This window comes from uncultured Rothia sp. (assembly GCF_937976295.1).
In the GTDB taxonomy this organism is placed as follows: domain Bacteria; phylum Actinomycetota; class Actinomycetes; order Actinomycetales; family Micrococcaceae; genus Rothia.
Window position 1 is genome coordinate 1 of the sequence record NZ_CALJRY010000242.1, and the last position, 4,167, is coordinate 4,167.

Here is a 4,167-nt window from a genome sequence, read left to right on the forward strand (position 1 = left end):
GATGCGCGTGCGGCTCAGCCACAGCGGGCGGCTCGGTATCCACGGTGAGAATGTCGGTGGCCTCAGACTTCAGGGAATGAGGTTCCGCAGAAGACTCCGGGGAACCTTCAGCGTTCTGCTGCTCATCACGAGGCGGCTCATACCACGCCTGCAGCATATCCACCTGGTGGCGGCGACCCGACGAACCAATCGCACGAATATGAATGCCGTCAATCTCAATCTCAGAACCGATAATCGGCACCATGCCCAGATGCTTAGCGAGCAGACCGCCCACCGTATCAACATCTTCATCGTCGAGCTCGCGACCGAAAATCTCGCCCAGCTCATCAATACCCAGACGGGCAGACAGGCGGAACGTGCCGTCATCGTTCAGCGTGTACTCGGGGCGCTCACGGTCGTACTCATCAGAAATGTCGCCGACCAGCTCCTCGATCAGATCCTCAAGGGTGATCAGGCCGGCGGTGCCGCCGTACTCGTCAACAATGATCGCCACGTGCGTGGACTCGCGCTGCATCTCACGCAGCAAATCCATGGCGCGCTTCGACTCGGGCTCAAAACGAGCCGGGCGCATCAGCTCAACCACGGTCGGCAGGGCGGTACCCTCCGGCGACTCCGAATGCAGGATGAAGGCGCGCATCGCGTCCTTCAGGTAGAGCACACCCAGAATCTCATCGCTCGAACCACCAATCACCGGCATGCGCGAATAACCCGAACGCAGGAACAAGCTCAGCGCCTCACGTAGCGGGGTGTCACGGCTGGCGGTGAGCATGTCGGTACGCGGAACCATGAGCGAACGGATGCGGGTATCGTCCATCTCAAAGACGGACTGCACCATCTGCGCCTCGTCGTCCTCAATGGTTTCAGCGTCGGAGGCACGATCCAGGAACTCGCGCAGCTCCTCCTCATCAAACACACCTACCGGGGCCTCAGCCGAACGTTCCGGTGCCAGGCGCACACTGAGCTTATCGAGCAGACCGGTTACCGGGCTCAGCAGGACCGACAGGTAGTGCACCGGGCGCGCCAATACACGAATCGACGCGACCGGGCGGTTACGGCCCAGAGCACGCGCCAGCACATGCAGAACCGGGTAGCCCACCAGCGCAACAATTACGAGGGTCAGCACGGCGGCGAGCGCGTGCACCTCGACCAGGTTCAGCAGGCAGGTCATGGTGGCGAGCACCGCGGTGGCTGCCGCAATGAGGCGGGTCAGGCGCAGCGGGTGCGTGTACGCCTCGGAGTCACCGTCGAGGGTGCGCTGCAGGACGCGGGCGCCGAGGGTGTCCGGGTGTGCCTCCACCGCCTCCTCAGCCTCGTTGTGCGGCAGGTAGGTGAACGCGGTTTCGGCGATAGCCGCGACCACGGTCAGGCAGAGCGCGAGAACGGCGAGGAGGGCTGTGAGTAGAATATCCACGCCGCTCCCCTAGTGTCGGGTTTCGACCGGTGCCGGGCGGCCCAGGAACTCTTCGAGGATGGAGCGCTGAATGCCGAACATTTCAGCTTCCTCTTCGGCGGTGCCGTGGTCGTAGCCGAGGCAGTGCAGAATGCCGTGGGTGGTGAGCAGGCACAGCTCGTCGAGGGTGCTGTGACCGGCATCTGCGCCCTGACGTGCGGCGACGGGCGGGCAGAGAATGATGTCGCCGAGCATGCCGCTGGAGGGGTTTTCGGGGGTTCCCGGTTCCAGCTCGTCCATGGGGAAGCTCATCACGTCGGTTGCGCCGGGCAGGTCCATCCATTCGATGTGCACGCGTTCCATTTCGTCTTCGTTCACGATGGCGATGGACAGGTAGGTGTCATCGGCAAGGTGCATGCGCTTGAAGGCGTGCTCGACGAGGCGGGTGAGCACCTCGGTGTCTACCGCTTCGAAAGATTCGCGGATGAAAGCATCGGTTGCCGGGTCGGCACCGGTTGCGGGTTCTTCGCAGTCGAATTCGATCTCTGCCACCGTTTAGCGTCCTTCCGGGGTGGTCTGTGCGTTATTGGGGTTCTGCCCGGCATTCTTTTCGGCGTTCTTTTCGGAGCCGCCGTTAATGCCGGCGCGGTCGAGCAGCTTTTCGGCTGCGGCCTCGATGGTGGCGCGCTTGACCTTGCGGTTGCGCTTGCGTTCCATTGCCTTCTGGTCTTCGCCCCACTGGTCGTAGGCGGACACAATGTTCGACACCAGGGTGTGTCGCACCACGTCAGAGGATTCCAGGATGCTGAAGTGAATATCCTCCACGCCCTGCAGAATGTTGCGCACCTGCTTCAGGCCGGAGGCGGCGCCACCGGGCAGGTCAATCTGGGTGATGTCACCGGTAATAACCATCTTCGAGCCGAAGCCCAGGCGGGTCAGGAACATTTTCATCTGCTCGGCGGTGGTGTTCTGCGCCTCGTCGAGGATGATGAATGCGTCGTTGAGGGTGCGGCCGCGCATGTACGCCAGCGGTGCAACCTCAATGGTGCCCGCCTCCATGAGCTTGGGGATGGTTTCGGGTTCGAGCATGTCGTGCAGTGCGTCGTAGAGCGGGCGCAGGTACGGGTCGATCTTCTCGTTGAGGGTGCCGGGCAGGAAGCCCAGACGCTCACCGGCCTCCACGGCGGGGCGGGTGAGGATAATGCGGTTCACTTCGTGGCTCTGCAACGCCTGCACTGCCTTCGCCATGGCGAGGTAGGTCTTACCGGTACCCGCCGGGCCGATACCGAAGATGACGGTGTTCGCGTCGATAGCGTCCACGTACTTCTTCTGGTTAATGGTCTTGGGGCGAATCGTGGTTCCGCGGGTGGAGAGGATGCTGGTGGACAGCGAGTGCGCCGGGTTGCTCAGCTCGTCGCCGAGCATGCCCATGAGGCGGTGAATGACCTGCACGGTAATCTGCGTGTCGTGACTGGAGAGCACGCGCAGTTCGTTCAGCAGCTTAGCGGCGGTGTTGACGGCCTCGGAGGGGCCGGTGATGAGCACGTCCAGGTCCTTGGGGCGCAGGCTAATCTGCTCGAAGTAGTCCTCGATAATCGCCAGGTGCGCATCCTGCGGGCCGAGCACGGCAATCATTTCTGCGGCGCTCTTGAAGGATACGGTGCGCGCGGTTGATAGAGGTCGGGAGGTAGTCATATGGGCTCCTTGGCTAGTGATGTATTTACAAGTATAGATGTGCGTGATGCGCCACGCTCGGGGTGGGCTCTATCAGCTGGGTTCTAGCAGGCGCTTTTACCGGCTGGACTGTGCCGGAGCTGGACTTGAGCGGCGGCGCTCTACCGGCGGCGCTCTACCAGCGGCCCAGCACCACGTTCAGGGTGCACATGGCGGCAGAACCGGCGGTGGAGGAACGTAGCACCTCGTCACCGAGCAGCGCCAGGTGCGCGCCGGCGTCGGTGAAGAGCTGCACCTCACGGTCGCTAATGCCGCCTTCGGGTCCGACGAGCAGGTAGATTTCCTCGGGCAGGTTCTCTGCCTCGACAAGCTGGCGTGCCAGGGCGCTGAGGCGTTCGGTCGCCTGCTCATGCAGGATGAACACGGCGGCGGACTGCTCAGAGCCAACAACTTTTTCGCCGGCAACTTCTTCGATGAGCTCCACCAGATCGGCGGTGCTGTACAGGTCGTACACTTCGGGAATGAGCGCGCGGCGCGACTGCTTCGCCGCGGCGGTGACGGTGTTCTGCCACTTGGTGTGTGCCTTGGAGGCGCGCTCCCCCTTCCACCGCACGATGGAGCGGTCCGCACTCCACGGAAGCACGCCGTACACGCCCAGCTCGGTCGCCGTCTCGATGGCGAGCAGGTCGCGGCCGTCCTTCGCGAGCGCCTGCACCAGGTAGATGGAGGGCACGCTGCGTTCCTCGCGCAGCTCCTGCACCTGCACGCTCACACCGTCCGCATTAATGGAGGCGACCGTACCGAGTGCGCGGCGGCCGGTGCCGTCACCCAGATCGATGCGTTCACCAAGCTCAAGGCGCTTGACGAGGGCGTGCTTGCCTTCGGCGCCGCCGAGTGCGCAGGTGGCGCCGGGGGTGAGTGCATTGTATTCTTCCGTGCTGATGTAGAAGATGGGGGCGCTCATGGTTCTCCTTGAGGGTGCGGCTTGTAAGCGTGGGTAGTGTGTGGGTGGCGTGTGAAATAGCTGTGCGGCTTAGCGCGGACGCGTACGGCTCAGTGTTGATAGCACTGCTGACAGCGGTACTGACAGGAGATCGGAAGAG

General features: G+C 63.0%; 4 protein-coding genes. All 4 read right to left on the bottom strand.

Going from position 1 to position 4,167, the window contains the following annotated elements:
* Positions 1 to 1,411, bottom strand: a 1,411-nt coding sequence (locus tag Q0216_RS06565; RefSeq protein ID WP_298593907.1) for a hemolysin family protein, incomplete at its 3' end; no start/stop codon positions are given.
* A gap of 9 nt (positions 1,412 to 1,420) precedes the next feature.
* Positions 1,421 to 1,942, bottom strand: coding sequence for an rRNA maturation RNase YbeY (gene ybeY, locus Q0216_RS06570; protein WP_005505992.1), 522 nt, complete (start codon positions 1,940 to 1,942; stop codon positions 1,421 to 1,423).
* A gap of 3 nt (positions 1,943 to 1,945) precedes the next feature.
* Positions 1,946 to 3,085 carry a PhoH family protein gene (locus Q0216_RS06575; protein ID WP_298593910.1) on the bottom strand — a complete coding sequence of 380 codons (1,140 nt, stop codon included), beginning with the start codon at positions 3,083 to 3,085 and terminating at the stop codon, positions 1,946 to 1,948.
* A 154-nt stretch (positions 3,086 to 3,239) separates the two neighbouring features.
* Positions 3,240 to 4,028 (bottom strand): 16S rRNA (uracil(1498)-N(3))-methyltransferase, encoded by a 789-nt coding sequence (locus tag Q0216_RS06580; protein ID WP_298593912.1) that lies wholly within the window; start codon positions 4,026 to 4,028, stop codon positions 3,240 to 3,242.
* Positions 4,029 to 4,167 lie beyond the last annotated feature (139 nt).

What these genes read in the sequence shown, in the direction of transcription:
- Q0216_RS06575 (WP_298593910.1), bottom strand. Translation starts at nt 3,085, where the DNA reads ATGACTACCTCCCGACCTCTATCAACCGCGCGCACCGTATCCTTCAAG.
- Q0216_RS06580 (WP_298593912.1), bottom strand. Translation starts at nt 4,028, where the DNA reads ATGAGCGCCCCCATCTTCTACATCAGCACGGAAGAATACAATGCACTC.